General features: G+C 50.8%; 17 protein-coding genes and 2 pseudogenes. 8 read left to right on the forward strand and 11 right to left on the reverse strand.

Going from position 1 to position 18233, the window contains the following annotated elements; all coding sequences use genetic code 11:
- The first annotated feature begins 43 nt into the window (after window positions 1–43).
- Window positions 44–1315 (forward strand): acid phosphatase, encoded by a 1272-nt coding sequence (locus O1V65_RS02425; RefSeq protein ID WP_017491812.1) that lies wholly within the window; start codon window positions 44–46, stop codon window positions 1313–1315.
- Between the two features lie 107 nt (window positions 1316–1422).
- Window positions 1423–1851, forward strand: coding sequence for a GFA family protein (locus tag O1V65_RS02430; RefSeq protein WP_269130127.1), 429 nt, complete (start codon window positions 1423–1425; stop codon window positions 1849–1851).
- Between the two features lies 1 nt (window position 1852).
- Here the strand turns inward: O1V65_RS02430 and O1V65_RS02435 are convergent.
- Window positions 1853–2188 (reverse strand): annotated as a pseudogene (locus O1V65_RS02435) (NUDIX hydrolase); the annotation flags it as partial.
- Here O1V65_RS02435 and O1V65_RS02440 point away from each other — a divergent pair.
- Window positions 2181–2800 (forward strand): annotated as a pseudogene (locus O1V65_RS02440) (DeoR/GlpR family DNA-binding transcription regulator); the annotation flags it as partial. The pseudogenes O1V65_RS02435 and O1V65_RS02440 overlap by 8 nt on opposite strands.
- Before the next feature lie 272 nt (window positions 2801–3072).
- A complete protein-coding gene (locus O1V65_RS02445; protein WP_026110522.1) occupies window positions 3073–4452 on the forward strand; it encodes an MFS transporter in 1380 nt (459 codons plus the stop codon).
- On the opposite strand, the gene O1V65_RS02450 is transcribed toward O1V65_RS02445, so the two are convergent.
- The 4 genes from O1V65_RS02450 to O1V65_RS02465 all read right to left on the reverse strand — a co-directional run bounded on the left by O1V65_RS02450 (window position 4449) and on the right by O1V65_RS02465 (window position 7370).
- Window positions 4449–4985 (reverse strand): GNAT family N-acetyltransferase, encoded by a 537-nt coding sequence (locus tag O1V65_RS02450; protein WP_017491817.1) that lies wholly within the window; start codon window positions 4983–4985, stop codon window positions 4449–4451. The two genes, O1V65_RS02445 and O1V65_RS02450, sit on opposite strands and share 4 nt — an antisense overlap.
- Window positions 4986–5027: 42 nt before the next feature.
- On the reverse strand, window positions 5028–5525 hold the full coding sequence (locus tag O1V65_RS02455; protein ID WP_026110523.1) for a GNAT family N-acetyltransferase: 498 nt from the start codon (window positions 5523–5525) through the stop codon (window positions 5028–5030).
- Between the two features lie 219 nt (window positions 5526–5744).
- The gene (locus O1V65_RS02460) at window positions 5745–6359 is read right to left on the reverse strand and encodes an ATP-dependent Clp protease proteolytic subunit (protein ID WP_017491819.1); all 615 of its coding nucleotides are present in this window, start codon (window positions 6357–6359) and stop codon (window positions 5745–5747) included.
- 99 nt (window positions 6360–6458) lie between these two features.
- Window positions 6459–7370 carry an AraC family transcriptional regulator gene (locus O1V65_RS02465; protein WP_269130500.1) on the reverse strand — a complete coding sequence of 304 codons (912 nt, stop codon included), beginning with the start codon at window positions 7368–7370 and terminating at the stop codon, window positions 6459–6461.
- A gap of 147 nt (window positions 7371–7517) precedes the next feature.
- Here O1V65_RS02465 and O1V65_RS02470 point away from each other — a divergent pair, with 147 nt between their 5' ends.
- The 3 genes from O1V65_RS02470 to O1V65_RS02480 all read left to right on the forward strand — a co-directional run bounded on the left by O1V65_RS02470 (window position 7518) and on the right by O1V65_RS02480 (window position 9795).
- Window positions 7518–8351: an oxidoreductase gene (locus tag O1V65_RS02470; protein ID WP_017491821.1), complete on the forward strand. Its 834-nt coding sequence runs from the start codon at window positions 7518–7520 to the stop codon at window positions 8349–8351.
- A gap of 581 nt (window positions 8352–8932) precedes the next feature.
- Entirely contained in the window at window positions 8933–9178 is a 246-nt protein-coding gene (locus O1V65_RS02475) for a hypothetical protein (RefSeq protein ID WP_017491822.1), read from the forward strand.
- Between the two features lie 287 nt (window positions 9179–9465).
- The gene (locus O1V65_RS02480; RefSeq protein ID WP_017491823.1) at window positions 9466–9795 is read left to right on the forward strand and encodes a HigA family addiction module antitoxin; all 330 of its coding nucleotides are present in this window, start codon (window positions 9466–9468) and stop codon (window positions 9793–9795) included.
- A 106-nt stretch (window positions 9796–9901) separates the two neighbouring features.
- On the opposite strand, the gene O1V65_RS02485 is transcribed toward O1V65_RS02480, so the two are convergent.
- A complete protein-coding gene (locus tag O1V65_RS02485) occupies window positions 9902–10222 on the reverse strand; it encodes a cupin domain-containing protein (RefSeq protein ID WP_269130128.1) in 321 nt (106 codons plus the stop codon).
- Window positions 10223–10225: 3 nt separating this feature from the next.
- Entirely contained in the window at window positions 10226–11407 is a 1182-nt protein-coding gene (locus O1V65_RS02490; protein ID WP_165428937.1) for an oligogalacturonate lyase family protein, read from the reverse strand.
- A gap of 511 nt (window positions 11408–11918) precedes the next feature.
- Between O1V65_RS02490 and O1V65_RS02495 the strand changes: the two genes are divergently transcribed.
- Entirely contained in the window at window positions 11919–13496 is a 1578-nt protein-coding gene (locus O1V65_RS02495) for an MFS transporter (RefSeq protein ID WP_227989817.1), read from the forward strand.
- A 22-nt stretch (window positions 13497–13518) separates the two neighbouring features.
- Here the strand turns inward: O1V65_RS02495 and O1V65_RS02500 are convergent, their stop codons facing one another.
- The 4 genes from O1V65_RS02500 to O1V65_RS02515 form a co-directional block, all read right to left on the reverse strand.
- Complete coding sequence (locus tag O1V65_RS02500; RefSeq protein ID WP_227953486.1) at window positions 13519–14697, reverse strand: arabinose transporter; 1179 nt, start codon at window positions 14695–14697, stop codon at window positions 13519–13521.
- Between the two features lie 143 nt (window positions 14698–14840).
- A complete protein-coding gene (locus O1V65_RS02505; RefSeq protein ID WP_227953487.1) occupies window positions 14841–15605 on the reverse strand; it encodes a glucose 1-dehydrogenase in 765 nt (254 codons plus the stop codon).
- A gap of 216 nt (window positions 15606–15821) precedes the next feature.
- Window positions 15822–16721 (reverse strand): LysR family transcriptional regulator, encoded by a 900-nt coding sequence (locus O1V65_RS02510; protein ID WP_017492819.1) that lies wholly within the window; start codon window positions 16719–16721, stop codon window positions 15822–15824.
- Between the two features lie 50 nt (window positions 16722–16771).
- The gene (locus tag O1V65_RS02515; protein ID WP_017492818.1) at window positions 16772–17467 is read right to left on the reverse strand and encodes a carboxymuconolactone decarboxylase family protein; all 696 of its coding nucleotides are present in this window, start codon (window positions 17465–17467) and stop codon (window positions 16772–16774) included.
- Between the last annotated feature and the right edge of the window lie 766 nt (window positions 17468–18233).

Here is an 18233-nt window from a genome sequence, read left to right on the forward strand (position 1 = left end):
TTGTGCATTAACAGGGTAATAGTTTGATTATAAGGGAAAGTTAATGAAAATTCGGTTAACGCTTATCGCGGCCACGCTGCTGTTGGCGCAGCAGGCGCAGGCAGTCTCACTTCCGCAGGCCGCCGCACTGGCAAACGGGACTTCTCCGGCTTCCGCCAGTCAGGCTTTTGACGCACTGGAGGCGCAGTCCTTACAGGCAGAAATCAATGCGCTGAAGGGGGGTGCAGCGACGCTGACCCGGGGTCAGTTGGATAAAGCCTCGCAGAATGACACCCAGTCTGACAAGGCGTGGCTGAAGGCCAGCGGCTATGATTTCCAGACTAAGGCCAATCAGCAGGCGGGGATTGAGCTGTTATCCGGATTCAGTAAGCTGCCAGACTCCACCCTACAGGCTAGCCTACAGACCGTCACCGCGATTAACCGCGATGCAACTCAGGGCGTCCGTCACCAGGCGCTGGCTGACGCCGAAGGCATTAGCTACCTCTATTTCCTCGCCGATGCAATGGGGCCACGTCTCGGCAAGGCTTTCCTGACCGCCTACGATAAGGGTGAAATTGGCAAGGCCGCAGCGTTGATTAAGGCGAGCGAAGTCAGCACCAGTGCGGCTAAAAAGCACTTTAACTATTCGCGCCCGTTTCTGATTAAAGGCAACACTATACATCTGGTGCCGGATGATACGGTGGTGAAAGACAACCAACCTTACACCGCCGACGGGGGGTCATTCCCGAGTGGACACACCAATACCGGCTACACCGATGCGTTGCTAATGGCGCAGATGATCCCTGAGCGTTACGACTCGCTGGTGGAGCGGGGCGCGCGCTACGGCTATTCGCGCATCGTTTTGGGCGTGCATTATCCGCTTGATATCATGGGTTCGCGTATGGTGACGCAGCGTAATGTCGCGCACTATCTTAACGATCCGCGCTACGTGACGCTGTTTAATGAAGCGAAGGATCAACTGCGTGCTGCGCTTGAGAAAGAGTGTGGTACTACGCTGGCCGAATGTGCGAAAACCGTCGGGCATGATGACCCGTACCGCTCGCCAGACATGAAGCAGTTTTATCGCTTTACCATGAGCTATGGTCTGGCGAAGCAGCAGGGTGCGTCACAGCCCCTGAGCGTGCCGGCCGGTGCCGAAGTCCTGCTACAGTCTGCCTTACCCCACCTTTCTGCTGAGAAACGCCGTCAGTTGATGGTCAAAACGGCCTTGCCGGCAGGCTATCCGCTTTCTGGAAACACGCCAGAGCAGGCTTTCTGGCAACGTCTCGATCTCCCGGCGGCCTACGCGCTCGGCAAGTCTGAACGAACTCACTAAACTCATTTTTGTCGCAAAAAGGCTGCCGGGTGCGGCCTTTTTTATTTTCCAAACAGCCTGAAAAATATGACATATTCTTCTTATTAAACCAATCGAGGATAAGAAGTATGCTTTCAGGAAGCTGTTTGTGCGGTGAGGTAACGTTCTCCCTCGCGGTAAGCCCAAAATTCTTTTACCGCTGCCACTGCTCGCTGTGCCGTAAACAGAGTGGTGTAGGACATAACATGGCAACCCTTGTCAGAGCCGTTGATTTCAGTTGGCAGTCGGGGGAGGAGGCAATAGCAAGCTGGATTAAACCGACAGGATACAGAAACGATTTCTGCAAACAGTGCGGTTCCAGCGTGCCTAATCTTCTGCGAAACCTTCCCTATATCTGGCTGCCGCTGGGTTTACTGGACGACGCCATTAGCCCGCTCTGTATTGGCGATTACTGCTCTGACGATGCTATGCCGTGGGACGACATTCCGGAAGAGACGCGTCACGCGCAGGCAACAGAAAGCGTGAGGGCGCTGCTGGACAAGCTGGAAGTGCCATAAATCAGTCAATAATGGCATTCAACGCCAGATGCTGAAGCAGCATAATTGTTTTGGCATCAATAATTTCATTTGTCTTAATGGCGTGCATCGCCTTCTCGAACGGCCACTCCAGCACTTCAATATCCTCGCCTTCATCGATCAGGCCTCCGCCGTCGCCGCGAAGTTCGTGGTCAGAGTACTCAGCGATAAAGAAGAACAATTTTTCGGTCACCGACCCGGGGCTCATATAGGCTTCGAATACCTTTTCGACCTGGGTTATCTGAAAGCCAGTTTCTTCTTCGGCTTCTGCGATAACGCGAGCCTCAGGCGAGCTGTCGTCCAAAAGTCCGGCCGCTGAAGGATTATTGCAAAGGGTACATGGTGGCGCGTTACCCGTTTCAGAAGCAATCGCGCCTTTTGAAGAAAGAAAAAGCGTACGCTTCAGCTCAAAACGGCTCATCGCGCAGAAAGCGGCGAGCCTGATTCAGCGGGGGCAGGTGGTTATCATTGACGGGGGCACGACAACCGGCGAGATGCTGACCTTTTGCCCAGGGATCTGCCCTTCACCGTCGTGACCCATAGCCCCAGTATTGCGGTAGGTCTGATAGATTATCCGCTGATTGACGTCATCCTCATCGGAGGCCGGCTCTTTAAACACTCCATGGTGACAGTCGGTGCCTCGATGATGGATGCCATTAGCCGTATTAATGCGGATATTTTCTTTATGGGGGTTACCGGCGTGCATAAAAGCGCGGGATTCACCACCGGCGACTATGAGGAAGCCTGCGTTAAAAAGGCCCTGTCGGACAGAGCTGCCGAAACGGTGGTGATGGTGTCGGCCGAGAAACTGAATTCAGCCTCGGCGTTCAAGATTGGCGATTTATCTCTGGCCAGCACGCTCATCGTTGACGGAGAGTTGGACACTGAAATTAGCGAGGCTTTGCGCAGTCGGCAAATCGCGGTGATATAATACGGCACGGCCCTCGGTAATAACGTAAAGTTTCGCGAGGGTGCTAAATTAAATAAATGGCAAAGCTATTTCAGTAATTAGCTAACCCTTTTGTTTGACAGCTTTAATTAATAAAGCCCGCACGCTAAATGATAATTATCATTCGGTGCACACGTTAAATCATTGTTAATTTGTATTGTGGTTGTTATAACTATTGCTCGATTTTAATTCCTCACTTATTGGTTTATAGCTGATATTTGAAATTGTATAAGCAATAATTTGATATAACCCTCATGACAAAAATGATTAATGATGGACTGCCGTTGCCGCAGCGCTATGGTGCCATTTTGACTCTGGCGCTCGGCATCACCGTACCAGTATTGGACAGCACGTTGGCAAACGTCGCACTCCCGACCATTGCCCGTGACTTTCACGCCAGTGCGGCGGCCTCTATCTGGATAGTCAATGCATATCAGTTAGCGATAACCATCTCGCTGCTTTCTCTGGCTTCGCTGGGGGAAATATTTGGCTATAAGCGTATTTATCAGCTCGGGCTATTTGTCTTTAGTTTTACCTCGCTCGCCTGCGCCCTGTCAGATTCTCTTATCACGCTGACGCTTGCCCGCATATTACAGGGGTTTGGCGCGGCGGCTATTCTCAGTGTGAATATGGCAATGATTCGCATTGTTTATCCTAAGCGTCTCTTAGGGCGAGGCATTGCCACGGGTGCGGTGATTGTCGCGGTTTCGGCCTCAGCGGGCCCGACCGTAGCGGGACTTATTCTCTCTGTCGCCTCATGGCCGTGGCTTTACGCGATTAACCTGCCGATTGGCCTGATTGCACTGTTTATGGGGTTTAAATTCTTGCCAGAAAATCCGCTCAAGCATTCTGGCAGACGGTTTGATTTTATTAGTAGCCTGATGAACGCGTTGACCTTTGGGCTCTTTATTAGCGCTATCAGCGGATATGCCCAAGGGATGAACCATCGGATTATTATTGTTGAAGTCGTCGCGTTAATTATCATTGGCTGGTTCTTTATTCGCCGTGAACGGCTGCGTCCTCTGCCGCTGTTGCCAGTAGATCTGCTGCGTATTCCCATCTTTACCTTATCGCTTTGTACTTCCATGTGCTCTTTTGCGGCCTATACCCTCGCATTTGTTTCCTTGCCATTCTTTTTCCAGAATTCACTTGGCCTTGACACCCGTTCCACCGGGTTTTTACTGACCTTCTGGCCATTGTCAACGATGCTGATAGCGCCCTTATCAGGGCGTCTGGTCGGGCGTTATCATGCCGGGGTGCTGGGAGGCGTGGGGCTGATCGTTTTTTCATTAGGGTTATTTTCGCTGGCGCTGTTACCCAATGCGCCTTCGCATCTGAACATTATCTGGCGGATGATTTTGTGTGGCGCAGGGTTTGGGCTGTTCCAGTCTCCCAATAACCATACCATTGTAGCTTCTGCACCCAGCAACCGCAGCGGTGGCGCAAGCGGACTTTTGGGCACCGCGCGCGTGCTGGGGCAAACTACCGGGGCGGCGCTGGTGGCCCTGATGTTTAATCTGTTTCAGAATCACGGCACCGATGCTTCGCTGATGCTGGCAGGCACGCTTGCCGTGGGTGCGGCACTCATCAGCCTGACGCGAGTAATGCAAAAAACGACGCCGATAAATGCCTAGACCGGACGCTCAAACCATTGGTCTGAGGTTATCGTAAATACCAGGCTCGCCGGAGCGTCTTTTACGTCGGTGACTTTGCCTGAACGGCGTAAACCGGATTTCTCCAACACGTTCAGTGAGTCGAGATGATTTTCTCTGACGGCGGCCGAGATTTTCTTTAGTTTTAACTCTTCGAAACCAAAGCGCGTCAGGCGCAGACTTGCTTCGGTTGCAAATCCTTGCCCCCACGCTTCTGTTGCAAAACGATATCCCAGATTATTGACGGTCTCACCGTCAAACTCGCGTACGCTGAGGCCGGCGAAGCCAATAATCCTGTGCGGATTCAGGCGTGTTGCAATCGCCATTTGGCCAAAGCCATCGCGTGCCCATTGTGCAATCCATCTTTCCAGTACTGCCTGGGTGTAGGTGAGGCTGGGATAGGGACCGGCAGGATTAAAGGTATTCGTGGCGGGATCGCCGTAAATTCTGTAAAGATCCTCGACGTCAGAATGACGCACCGGTCGAAACGTCAGGCGTGCAGATTCTAAATGCAAAGCGTACTCCATCCTCAGGGGGGTTAATGATTAATATTATATCTATGATGATTTTTCGAGGATTTTTTTCATGAAGACAATGTTGTGCCCGGTGCCGATATCGACCTCATGAATGGATTCAAACCCGCGTCTTTCATACATTTGCTTTAACCAGGGATGGGTAACGGCAGTTCCGAGTGAGACGGCGGGGGCTTTGAGTTTATCGATTAAAATATTCTGCTCGACCCATTCCTGAATTTCTCGGCCCCAACGGCGATCCTTGTAATTCGGGTGCGCGCCAAACCAACCGAAATGCGGCACGCCAAATGGGCCTGGGATAGGGCCCCAGGGGTAACGGATAGTAACCGAAGCCCTCATCACGCCTTCTGAGAACACCGCATAAACCCCATGTTCGGCAATATGCTGTGTGACTTTTTCCAGCGTAGCGGTAGCCGCATCGAAGGGAATGCCTAACGCATAAATAGGCTTATAGGCTGCCAGCATCAAGGTGAGATATTCTTCTCGGTCGCCAGCATGCAACTGTCTAAAAACAATCGTCATCGTTTATCAAATATCAGTACCAGGCAACATTACCCAATATTGGTATATCCCCACCGGGACTCTTTACAAAATATTAATAATGACTTTTCTTAGCCACTGAATGGATAAACCCGTAACAAATTTCTGAGTTGCCTTAAAACCGTCAGTTAAAAAGGAGCAAAGGGTTTAACCACAAAGCGAATTGAGCCGCCGCTTTGTGGTTATTGCGCCGCGAACCCGTTATTTCAGGTTTAAATCTTTATAGCTGGTGACGACTCTGCCAACGATGCCGTAGTCGATAGCCTCCTGCGGGCTCATCCAGTAGTTACGGTCGGTATCCCTTTTAACTTTCTCTACCGGTTGCCCGGTGGCATCGGCAATCAGGTTATTGACGCGATCCAGCATCTTGAGGATCTCTTTAGCTTCGATTTCAATGTCGGTTGCCTGTCCACGCACGCCGCCCAGCGGCTGGTGGATCATAAAACGTGTATTAGGCAACGCATAGCGATGACTTTTGCTGGCGGCCAGAAAAATGGTTATCCCGGCGCTCGCGACCCAGCCGGTGCCAATAATATGCACCTCAGGCTTAATGAATTTTATGATGTCATGAATGGTATCGGCCGCTTCGACGTGGCCGCCTTGGCTATTGAGGTATATTTTTATCGGCGCATCACTGATTCCCTCAAGTAACAGCAGCTGCGACACCACTTTTTCGGTAAGCGTCTGATTAATTTCACCTGAAATAATGATTGAGCGTGAGTCCAGCAATTTTTGCTGAATGAGAGAAGCTGAACCCAGTGATTCTGGCTCCTGATTCTCTTTATCTTCTTTTTGATTATGCGTGGATAAATACATGCTTAACGGCTCCTGTCCTCTGACATAAAATTAAAGACTAGTTGAGATATCAGAAGGGTGCCGTTAAAAGATAGGCATCAATAGCGCTTCTCTCGGTGACTAATGAGACGAGACAAACTCAGAGGCGGAATGTGCAGGAGGAACGGCAAAATTTTCACGCATGCGTTTTGTCTCTTCCGCTGGCGGTAACCCAAATAAGCGTTTGAACTCTCTGTTGAACTGCGAGGCGCTTTCATAGCCTACCGACTGGCTGGCGACGGCCGCGGTGACGCCTTGCCTGACCATCATTAATCGGGCCTGATGCAGGCGAGTACATTTAACGTATTGCATCGGTGAGGTGCGGGTTATCGCTTTGAAATGGCTGTGAAAGGTCGGCACGCTCATCCCAGCTTCCAGAGCAAGCTGATTGAGGTCAAGATGCGACGCATAGGTAGCATGAATATGTCTTAACGCCTTGCCAATCTTTCCAAACTGCCCCTGCATTGCCAGCGCAGAACGCATGGCCTTTCCCTGAGCGCCGCACAGAATGCGGTAATAAAGTTCTCTCACCAGATTCGGGCCGAGAATGGCCGCATCGATGGGAGTGCTCATTGCTTCGAGGAAATGAAGTACTGATTTTCTTAGGGCCGCATCAATTGGGCTGGACATCATACTTTCGGGAGCCGTCGTTGGCTGTGGCGCGCCAAAGGTTTCTATCTGAATTAACAGTTCTGCGGCGAGCTGAAAGTCGAGATGCAAATATATCGCCAGCAGGGGGCATTCTGGTGATGCATCGGTTTCCATCACAAAAGGGACTGGCACCGAGACGGCGAGATAATGCTGCGCGTCGTAAAGGTAGGTTTTGTCACCGAAATAGCCCCTTTTCGACCCCTGACACACAATAACGATGCCCGGATCGTAAAGGACCGGCGTTTGTGCCAGCGGCCGGTTCGAGCGCAGGAAACGCACGCCGGGAAGGGCGCAAAGGTTGTAGCCTTCGTTGGGCGCCAGGGCCAGAAGCCGGCAGACCATCTTCTGTTGTTCTGCACCCTTGGGGGTATTAATGTTATCCATTGCGCCTGCCTCATAGTTTTAGGCAATAAATAGAGAGTATCTGGTCTAAAAATATCCCATTCAAGAGAATATTATGCAGTCATCTCATCATGAACGGGAGTATTTATGTCTTCATCCAAAATTATTTTTATTACCGGCGTGAGCAGCGGCTTCGGACGGGCGTTAGCACAGGAGGCAATCAATCACGGTCACCGGGTTGTGGGAACCGTACGCAGCGCAGAGGCAAAAGCATCTTTTGAAGCGCTTGCTCCTGCAAGTGCCTTTGCCCGGCTGCTGGATGTCACTGACTTTACGGCAATTGATGGCGTGATTGCCGAGGTTGAAGCCGCAGTCGGTCCGATAGACGTATTGGTTAACAATGCGGGCTATGGGCATGAGGGAGTGATGGAGGAGTCGTCGCTCGACGAGATGAAACGTCAGTTTGACGTTAATGTCTTCGGCGCAGTGGCGATGATAAAAGCGCTGCTTCCCCTTATGCGCCAGCGGCGTGGTGGGCATATTCTCAATATCACCTCGATGGGCGGATTCATTACCCTCCCCGGTATTGCCTATTATTGTGGCAGCAAGTTTGCGCTCGAAGGGATTTCAGAGACCCTGAGTCAAGAGTTGCAACCTTTTGGCATTGCGGTAACGGCCGTCGCGCCGGGATCGTTTCGCACCGATTGGGCGGGGCGCTCAATGGTGAGAAGTCCGAGAGCCATCGCCGACTATGACCCCTTATTTAATCCTCTTCGCCAGGCGCGGGAAGCGAAAAATGGCAAGCAGCTCGGGGATCCTGTTAAAGCCGCGCAGGCCATGCTGGCGGTCATTGAGAGTGATTCGCCGCCGACTCATTTATTGTTGGGCAGCGACGCGCTGGGCCTGGTACGTAATAAGCTGGCAGTATTGAGCGCGGAAATCGATGCCTGGGAGCACCTGACGCGTTCCACTGACGGTTAATGATAAAAAGGATTTTCTATAACTATCAGGCTAATTATATTTGTGCTTATATTTATCCTTATATCTATACAGCGGTGTTGCCGCTGTATAACTTTATGAACAAACAATCATCGAAACAGTCATTCAATAAGTTAAAGACAGTATGGCTTTGTGCAACTAATACCCTCGAATTCTATGTTTTCCCACCAAGATAAAGAAATTCTCTTCGATAAAGAATTAGATTTTTGATGATTTACTCAGGTCTGATAATTAGGTTGGATGCGATTTTTAGCGTCCTGTATCGACTTTGTTTAAGTTCTGTTTGCCTTTTCATTCAATCATTTGAGCGAGTTTTTATGTGTCTGTATTGTTGATATCCATATTATATATATAGCCGTAACCCTCCGATGAGTGCTCTGAGTTTGGAGAATGTCGTTTGACTGGCTAAGAAAAAAGTTTATATTGAAAATAATCTGCTCCTATTTTTATGTGTGACGTCCAACGTAACTTTGGATGCGTGAAATAATATTTTTCCGGCAGACTTTTATTACATTTAGGATTTTTCTTATGCAAATTTTCACAGGATCATTTCGGAGGATGTCATGAGTGAGATTGACGATGACCCCGCGTACCGGGGGGCTTGCCAGATGATTGGAGAAATGGCACTGGCTTTAGCCGTTGAAGGGGTTGTACAGAATAAACTGGAAATGCTGAGTAGATTTCGAGCGAAATTGCGTCACAGCCACCGATGGCCACATTCTTATCGGGCCTCCCTTAAATTGGCGATTAAATTGCTTGAATATCCGGATTATGAAATGGAGGGCATCTGCGGGAATGTTCTAAAATAATAAGAGGTTGGAAGGAGTCGATTTTTTTAATTATGGTTGAGTATAACGTTAAGAAGCCATTAAATAACGGGCTTTCATAATTAAAGATAAGTTAAATTGTAGGTTTTTTGTGTGTTATTTGTATTTATTATGCAATGAACTAATGCGGGATTTATATTTTGCCACTTTTATTTAAAAAGAAAAACGATCTGTAGAAAAGTATTAATCAACGGAAAGCAGAAAGTGGCGGTGTTTCGTAAATAGTTCGTCAATTGCACCAGAGAAATAAGAATTAATGGAGGATACGTATGTACCCCTTTGAACCCCCACATCCAGGCGAAATAATTGCTGCAGCCATGGCCGAACTCAATATCGGCGTTCGTCAGCTTGCGACAGCAATGGAAGTTTCGCCTTCCGCTGTCTCACGTTTGCTCTCTAGAAAAAGAGACGTTTCGCCAGAACTTGCCCTCAGACTTTCCCGAGTATTAGGAAGCTCTGCCGAGACCTGGTTAAAAATGCAGATCTATTTCAATCTGCATGAAGCGGCTAAAAATGTTGATGTCTCTCGCCTCGAGCCGGTGAAAGCCAGATCGTACGACGAGATTAAAAGGCCCTTTGGACCGCGAGCGCTACAGTAAAGAATAAAGGATAGACTCTGTATTCTCTATCGACAGACACTCTATCAATGGACATGAGTCGCGTCATGTCTCGGTCCAGCGTTTCGCCGCGGGGCAGGGGAATGAACTAAAGAAAATCCTGCCTTTGCGGTGTGAATGTGTCCAGCAGAACGCCTTTTTCCAGGCAGACACAGCCATGCGTGATATACGGCTTCTTATACAGTGTATCACCCGCTTTCACGTCGTGTGTTTCATCACCGATAGTGAACCTGAAACGTCCCGACAGCACGTAGGTCAGCTGTTCATGAACGTGATTATGCATCGGGCCGACTGCGCCTTGTTCAAAAGACACTTCAACCGCCATCATCGAACCGCCGTGCGCCAGCACACGGCGACTAACGCCTTCGCCTAAATCCTGCAGGGGAACATCTTGTTTGAAAATAAACACGGGTTAGTCCTTACGTAATGAGCTGAGCAGGTTTGCGGGTATTTCCGCCAGATAGAGCGCCGGAAGGCCTTCCACATCGCTGGTGTACAGCACGTGGCTGTCATCAGGAGAGAACGAAGGGTGCGGATGTGTTACCTGGCGGTCTCCGTCCAGCACGCGCCATGAGCTGTTATGCGCCGCCAAAGGCGCGTATTTGCGGGTCTGCGCATCGAAAATGTACAACCAGGGATCGTTTTCGATGGTATGGCTGGCGGTGTCTTTTACGTCTACCGGCGTGCCAGAACCGTCTCCCACCAACAGCGTGCCGTGGTGATTGCTCATTAAGTGGGAACAGGCAGGCATGGTCATCAGGTTACTGTCTTCACCCGTTTGCGGATCAAAACGACGGACATGGCGATCGTGTTGACCTTTCAGGTAGGACACATAGATGAGCGCAGAACCGTCCGGTACCCAAAATTCATGAGTGCAGCTTTCGCCTGCGGCATGCTCCTTCACCTTACGAACATGGCTGCCGTCTTCATTGACCAGCCACATGCGTGCATCAACCAGGTCATGCGGCCCTTCGTGACAAAATGCGACGGTATTATCGTCGAAGGGGCGATAGATAGGATGACCGAGCCACTGATTTTTTTCGTGAATAACACGGGATTCGCCACTGAGTAAATCAATGCAAAGCAGGCGGCAGCGTGGAGCGCTGTGATAAAACGACTGAAATATTTTCCAGTCAGAGAGCGGAGTCCAGTCCTCGCGACGAATCTCGATACCGACCAAACGGGTACATTCGCTGTTGGCAACCCAGGTGCCGTAACCGACCCAATTCTCAGGCACCTGATAAATGAATTTTTCAGTGAGAGAGTCTAGCGATACGCGCTGAAGGGTGCGTTCGTTTTTAACGTAATAAAGGTATTTATCATCGGGAGAAAGGAATCCACCAAAGGTGTTGTCGCCTTTGCCCTCGGTCAACTGTATCGCCTGCTGTGTTTCCAAATCGAGCAGGTAATAGTTTCTGTTCCCCTCGAACTCTCCGGCGAAAAGCAGCTTTCTGCCGTCACGGGTGAAACATTTTTGGTAAAAATAATTACGGTGACACAGCACATCGGGTGGCGTTAAACGTGTTACATGCGCCCCAGTCACTTCATCCTGATAGGTTTGGAAATTGAACTGAATCTGCGTACCTTTTGCCATGACTTCCTCCCGGACAACAGGCTATCTAGCCGTACATCGGCTTCAATCCATTAATTGAAACACCATTTCATTAAAATAAAAACAAATTCCCATCGTTATAGGCGAAACCGCAGCGGATTCTGTTAAAAATGTCGATCCGCTCACAAAACCCGACCTTAAGAGCTTTCTACAGGACGAAGGGTTAACGGCTACTGACCTTCTGAGTCACTCTGGCGAGCTTATCGAGGGGCAATTTTTTACTCGGAATTTTGATTAATTTACTGTTTTAAAAGGGGATGACCTCAAAAATTCATAAAGTGACTCTGTTCAGGCATAGAGGATTTATTCAGGCACGCAGATTTAATGGTTAAGAATGCTACACATATCTCAAAACGGTGTGAACGCTGGCCACCCGTCGCGTTAAGTTTGAGCTAACTCACATTTATTCCTCTGCTCTGAAGATATAAAACTCAGCATTCAAAAAAATGAAACGTCGGTTCATTTTTACAGTCTCTCTCGTGGCGGATATCTCATGAATGCAGAAAAACCGATTTTATTCAGGCATCAGTTAGCGTACGGCGGTGGGAACCTCTTGGGCAGCGGGGCATTGGCAATTGCGGGTGTCTGGCTACTTTATTTCTATACCACCTTCTGCGGCCTGACCTTGTTAGAGGCTTCGGCCATCTTTTCAATTGCCAGCATTATTGATGCGCTCAGCAATCCTTTAATGGGCTATCTTTCGGATAATTTTGGGAAAACGCGCCTTGGTAAGCGCTTCGGTCGCCGCCGTTTCTTCATCCTGCTCGGCGTTCCCCTCATGATGTTTTATCCGCTACTGTGGGTTGAGGGCTTCGGTTTCTGGTACTACTTGTCTACCTATGTGATGTTCGAGCTGATTTATACCTCTGTGATGGTGCCGTATGAGACACTCGCGACCGAAATGACCACCGACTTTTCTGCGCGGTCCAGGCTGACCGGCTATAAGGCCATTTTTGGTAAAATCGCCAACTTCCTGGCGGCGCTGATCCCCGGCCAATTCATTTTGATCTACGGTAAAGAATCCGCTGCACCGTTCTTTTTCACCGCACTGACCTACGGCGTCATCCTGTGTATTGCTATCGGTGCGCTTTACCTCTCCTCCTGGGAGCGTCCGGCGGAAGAAACAACCCCCACCGAGGTGAAGAAAATGACCTTGGGAAAAACCCTGATCGCGCTGGTCAGGGATATGAAATCTATTTTTCATCTGCGCGTTTTTCGCAAGCATCTGGGCATGTACCTGTGCGGTTTCGGCGCAGAATGGCTGTTTGCTTCGTTGTTTACCTACTTTATCATTTTCGTATTGCGCTATGACCCAACGATGGTCGCTGGACTGAGTAGCCTAAACTCTCTGTTACAGCTGTTTTCAACGGCCATTTTTATCAGTATCTGCGTTAAGAAGGGATTCAGTAAGCCGTACATTTTGGCGCTGGGGATCGTGGTGTTCTCCGTGGTTTGTTACAGTCTGCTGCATTTCCTGCCTCTGCCCCAGCAGTATGCGACGGCGGCAATGTTAAGCATCACCGTGGTATTCGGTATTGGCACCGGCGGTGTGTACTATATTCCCTGGACGGTCTATACCTTCCTGGCCGATATCGATGAAGCCTTTACCGGGCGACGCCGTGAGGGAGTCTACGCGGGGGCGATGACTTTCGCCGGCAAGCTGATGCGTTCGATGATTGTGTTCGCGATGGGCGCGATTCTGAGCTTCTACGGATTTCAGTCCAAGGCACATACCCAGCCGGAAAGCGCCGTGACAGCAATCGCCGTGGTGTTCTGCGTCGGTGTAATAGCATTGGCGCTGATGGCGATGGTCTTTAGCATGCAAATGAAGTTAAACCGAAAAACGCATCTGATCGTGCTAGGTGAAGTGGCGCGCATCAAGGCGGGAGGCAAGATAGGGCATATCCCCTCTGACGTGCGCGCGGTTATGGAAGAGCTGATCGGCTATCCGTATGAGCAGTGCTGGGGCAACAGCCACGTGTGCCGTAAAATATTCGATACCCCCGCCATTGAGGTTGAGGATATCGTGGCAGAGGCAAAACCGATAACCCGCACTCCTCAGCATCCTTGAGTTTTTAGGTTAACCCCCTTGGCTAACGACGCCGGGAGACCGCCGCAACGGGTATCGCGAAGAGGGCGACGGTCATACTCCACAGATAAACGCTGCCAATTGCGCCAGCGGGCGCCGCCAGCCCTAACAATGGGCTGGCCAGGCCAATCGCAAAGTCGGGAAATGCAGAGTAGGTAGCCATTGCCATGCCCTTATTGCTCATGCCGACACGGCGCACCGCCTCTGCTCCAAAGGCCGGATAAACCATCGCCCAACCAGCGCCGGTGAGGGCGGCACCCCATGCTGCAAGCCACGGTGAGGGGGCCATCCACATCAGACCCTGGCCAACGGCCGTAATCGCTGAAAACCCCACCCCAACGCGAAAACTGCCCAGCCTGTCGATAAGGGTGCCGCCGGTCAGGCGAGCGACGATGAGTGCAACGGCAAACGCACTGACCGGCAGCCATCCCATTCCCCAGCCTTTCTGCGCATACAGCAGCACCGAGAATGACAGCAGCGCGGCGTAGCCGACGCCGTTGAGCGCCGCGCCGAGACCGGGCAACCATACCGACTTCAGCGTCTCGCCGATGCGCCCTTGACTTGCGAACGGGTCGACGTGGTCTTTCAGCACGCTGACCGTGGCTATCGCCGCGAAGGGCAGAGTTATCGTTGCTACCGCAATCGATAAAAAGCCCGCGCGTGAGTAAACAAAGGTGCCTAGCGGTGCGCCAAGCGCAAAGGCGGCAAACATTGCCGTGCCTACCCAGGCAATCACGCGGCCAGCCTGTTTTTCCCCCGCTAACGCCAACCCGAGCGTCATGCCGCCGGTGATGATAAAACTTTCAGCGCCGCCGATAATGGCTCGCCCAGTCAGGATGAGTGTTATCGACATCAGCGGCAGATGCTGAAACCACAGTGAAAGCAGATAAAATCCGCCTCCCACCACGGCCATGAACAGGCCACGCAGGATAGCTTTTTTCCCGCCTTGTGCATCGGCATAGCGCCCTGCGACAAAGCGTGAGGCCAGCGATGCCGCAAACTGGAAGCCGGTGACCAGACCCACGGTGAAGTTGCCGAACCCGAGCGTGCTGTGCACATAACGGGGAAGCACGGGCAGCGCAATGCCGATAATCAGGAAACCGGCAAACACGACGGTCATCAGCGTCAGCAAAATTCGCAGGGATCCTTGATGTTCATGGTGTTGTACCGACTCAAACTGCATCGTTTTCTCTCTTTTAACGCTTTAGCGTCGGGTAGCGCGAAGGCAATGACGTAATCGCCGTCAGCGTTCCACAAGGCGGGAGTTGGCAGGGAATGCCAATCGGCGCGCAGACCTATTCCTCTGTGCCGAAAATATGGCGATAATTAACGAACGGTATATCCGCCATCGACCGGCAGCGCGTGGCCAATAATAAAGCTCGATGCAGGGCTGCAAAGCCACAGTACGGCATCGGCAATTTCTTCGGCACGGCCAAGGCGGCGCATTGGTACCTCTTTCATCAGCTCTGCCATGGCTTCAGGCTGGGTTTCGAGCATGCCTGACACCATCGGCGTCTCAATAATGCCCGGGCAAACCGCATTAATTCGGATGCCTTTATGCGCATATTCGAGACCGGCACTTTTGGTCAGGCCGACAACGCCGTGTTTAGAGGCGTGGTAAATACCGCGCTCAGCAATCCCTACCAGGCCGCCCAGTGAGGAGTTGTTGACGATTGCGCCGCTGCCCTGTTTACGCATCTGAATAAGCTCATACTTCATGCAGTTCCAGATACCCCGCAGGTTGACGTCCATGACGAAGTCGTAATCTTTGGGACTGGCATCTGCGGTCTCGGCCACCGGGCTCTGCACCCCGGCATTGTTAAAAGCAAAATCGAGGCGGCCAAAGGTTGCCACCGTGTGCTCGACCATGGCTTTCACTTCTTCGAGGTCAGCCACGTTGCACTGAATGCCGATGGCATTATATCCGTCGGCATTGAGTTTTTCGGCAGCGTCGACGGCGGCCTGACCGTTAATATCGGCGAGGGCAACACGGGCTCCCGCTGCGGCAAATGCCGTTGCCGCAGCCAAACCCATTCCTGATGCTGCGCCTGTCACCAGGGCAACCTGATTATTAAAATCTAATTTCATCATTTATTCCTTACCATCGTGTCAGCAACCGCAAAGGATTAATGATCCACGGATTGCTTATTGAGTTTGATAATTAAAGGTGAATATAGCCGTTGATCCTAATAAATATTAGGGGGTATTAATGAATGGAATTATTCATTCTGCTCATGAATGCGAGAGGAATTCACCGAGGAAATACCGGCATAATAAATTCCTCATCAGAATTCTTTTATTTAATTTCTAGTCGCGTTGATAGCGCAGAGCATCAATCACGATTCTCATCGCCTTTGAAGCCTGGCGTCGGCTCGAATAAAATATATGTAATCCCTCACAGTAAGGCGTCCAGTCTTCCATGATAAGCGCCAGCTTTCCCTGTTTAATCGAGTCTTCGACCAAATCCTCAGGAACCTGTGCGATGCCGTAACCGTCAACGGCGGCTTCCACCACCTGCATGACGGTATTGAAGATGACTTGCCCATCGACGCGGGCTCTCACCTCTTTACCGTCCCGCTTGAATTCCCACACGTAGAATCCACCGTGGCTCGGTAGCCGGAGATTAATACAGCGGTGTTTTGCCAGCTGATAGGGTGTTTCGGGAATGCCGTTATCGCGCAGATAGTCGGGTGACGCGACGGCCACAAAACGGATATCGGGGCCGATGCGCACCGAGATCATTCCGTTGGTCACCTGCTCACCGAGCCGTACCCCCGCGTCGTAACGGTTAGCCACGATATCAGTCAGACCATAATCATTGATCATCTCAACGTTGATTTCAGGGTAGTCCTTCAGCACTCTGGACAACTTCGGCCATAGCACGGTCTGGATAGAGTAGTCGGTGGCCGAAATCCTGATGGTTCCGGCAGGCTTGTCCAACGCATCGCCGATAGAGGCAATTTCACTGCTGATTTCTTCAAAGCGTGGGGCCAGATTATCCAGCAACCGCTGACCGACCTCGGTCGGCGATACGCTGCGGGTTGTTCTGGTCAGCAACCTGACACCCAAGCTGGTTTCGAGACCACGGATAGTATGACTCAGAGCCGATTGAGAAACGCCGAGCTGTGCGGCGGCGCGCGTGAAGCTCTTTTCCCGAGCGACCGTGACAAAAGCAACATAGTCGTTCAGGTTATCGCGTGATTTCATGTATTTCCTCAATGGGTGCCATACTGTGGTCTTCTAGCTTAATTATAGGCTTAGACGTTTCGCGACTCAAAAACCTGCTTAAACACCGGTAATGCAGAGAATACGTTCGGCCAACCGGCGTAGAAGGCGAGTTGCGTCAGCGCTTCGCCTGCCTGTGACTGGGTGAGCCCGTTGTCCATCGCCTTGTTAAGGTGGAAAGTGATTTGCGCGACCTGGCCGTTGGCGACCAGTGCACTGACGGTAACCAGACTGCGATCGCGCGGCGCTAGGTCAGGACGTAGCCAGAGATCGTTGAACACGGCATCGGTAGTAAACTGCACCACGCCCGGTGAAACGGCGGCGAAGTTGCTGCTTACGTGCTGTGCGCGCTGGTCTTCAGCTTGCTGATTAAGCGGCAGAGGGGTTATGTCGCGGCCCGGTAAACTGCTGATATCAATGCCTCTTTGCCTAAAGACTTGCTCTGCGGCCAGGTCAGCGGCGGTCGCATTACCCCATCCGGAATAGAAAGCCAGATGCGTGATGATTTCCGCAATCTCTGCCGGTTTGACACCGTTGTCCAAAGCCAGACTGATTTGGTGCGCGTGTTCCGCACCATGATGACGGGACACCACCACGGCCAGGGTGACAATACTTCTGTCGCGCGGTGAAAGCTCGCTTCGAGTCCAAAGATTTTTCGCCAAGGTATTTTCGCTATACATCGCCAGCGCGGGTAGGGTTGGCGCGGTAGTCGCCGTTGTGTTTTCCATGATACGTCCCTTCGTAATAAACCTGAGCCCTAATATTACCTGTCGAATTTAATAATATTAATGCATCAGTATTGAATAGACTTATGTGTAAATTTCATTAATAGCGATGTAAAGGTTAGCGCTTTCTATCAATCAGGGCGAATTGCGCATCGGGATAGCATTCACCGGTTATTTTATTGCGTCAATTCCTCAGGGGTGAATGTTACGGCAGCAGCGCCAAGATTTTCTTTCAGCCTGCTTGTACGGCGGTGAGCGGAGTCACTGAGCGAGCCCGTCTGATGGTCTCACCGGCCGCCTTGGACAGCCCCCAGTCCTACCGCTGAGACCTCAAGACCCTGCTGGCCAAGCTTTCTTTTTTGCACCACAGTAACTCCTTGGTTTTCATTTAGCGTCATTCCACCGGATTTATGAACTCATAAATGGCGAAATAAATTAAATGAGAAATCATTCTTTGGTTTGAATTATAAATTTTAATCATGAATGTATAATTTAAGCATAACGGCCACCGAAACTTCGTTAAGATTCTTTGTTTAGTGCATGAGTTTGCGATTAATAAAGATTTATTGTTTTTATTTATGATGGTTATTAATGTTTACGCAGAGTGGGGAGGTATTCTGGATTATTGAATTTCAGTCGGGATACTGCATAAATTGACGCTATAAAGCGTCATCCTGGTTTTGCAAACGTCCTGACATTGCCGTTTCGGCGGATATGCGCGGGCACGCCATTATTCCCCGAGCGCCGATGGCGAGTTTCCCCACCCGAA

Source organism: Rouxiella badensis (genome assembly GCF_026967515.2).
GTDB classification, from domain to species: Bacteria; Pseudomonadota; Gammaproteobacteria; order Enterobacterales; family Enterobacteriaceae; genus Rouxiella; species Rouxiella badensis.